A 1,112-nucleotide genomic window follows, 5' to 3' on the forward strand; every position below is an offset into this window, starting at 1 on the left:
CCTGATATTGCGATAAGCCAGGTAAACTAGTTTTTCAAGGGCGGTGTCGTGCGGGAACACGCCCTTGTTTTTTGTTACTTTTCGAATTTGTCGATGATACCCTTCCACGGTATTGGTCGTGTATATCAGTCTTCTGATAGTTGCCGTGAACTGGAAATATTCAGTTAGTTTCTCCCAGTTATCTTGCCATGATTTGATGACAATAGGGTATTGTTCACCCCATTTATCGTCAAGTTTAACCAGTTCTTCTTCAGCTGATTCTTTATTTACAGCTTGATAAACTCGCTTGAGGTCAAGCAGGAATTCTTTTTGGTGTTTACTACCCACGTGCTTGATAGAATTGCGTATTTGATGCACGATGCATAACTGGACTATAGCGTCGGGATAAACACTCACGATCGCCTCGGGAAAGCCCTTTAGACCGTCCACGCAAGCGATTAGTATATCTTGCACACCACGGTTTTGCAAATCCGTGAGAACTCCCAGCCAAAAGTTCGCTCCCTCGTTTTTAGAGATATACATTCCCAGTAGTTCCTTATGCCCCTCCTTGGTTATACCCAGCACGTTGTAAATGGCACGAGTCACGGCGTAACCTCTTTCATCTGTTACCTTGTAATGAATAGCGTCCAACCAAACGATCGGGTACACGGGATCAAGGAGCCTTGATTTCCAAGCTTTAATCTCGGGAAGAACCCGATCTGTTATAGAACTGATCGTTTCTGCCGATACCCTGTTTCCTAGATTCTCTTCCATCCAGTCACTTATTTCTCGGGTGCTATTACCAAGGGCGTATAAACCTATGATCCGATCGGCCACACCCTCGGCTAGTATAGTCTCTCGTTTTTTAATGAACTGGGGATCAAAAGTTGAGTTACGATCTCTAGGCGTGGATACCGTCACTTCTCCTAAAGGAGTTTGTACTTGTTTTTGCATTTTACCGTTACGACGATTACCCGTTTCTCGTTCTTCATCAGAGAGATGGGCTTCCATTTCACCTTCGAGTGCCGCGTTTAGTATACTTTCCAATAACGGGGCAAACGCACCGTCTTTACCTAACAAGGACTTACCTGATTTTAATTGTTCCAGGGCCTTGTTTTTGATGCTTTCGAAAT

At 44.2% G+C, this 1,112-nt stretch carries 1 protein-coding gene; it reads right to left on the reverse strand.

Annotation, left to right across the window (positions count from 1 at the left end; translation table 11 throughout):
- Positions 1-1,101, reverse strand: a 1,101-nt coding sequence (locus DWW52_RS09890; protein ID WP_233556819.1) for an IS256 family transposase, incomplete at its 3' end; no start/stop codon positions are given.
- Positions 1,102-1,112 lie beyond the last annotated feature (11 nt).

The sequence above is a fragment of the Odoribacter sp. AF15-53 genome (assembly GCF_003479425.1).
Lineage (GTDB): Bacteria > Bacteroidota > Bacteroidia > Bacteroidales > Marinifilaceae > Butyricimonas.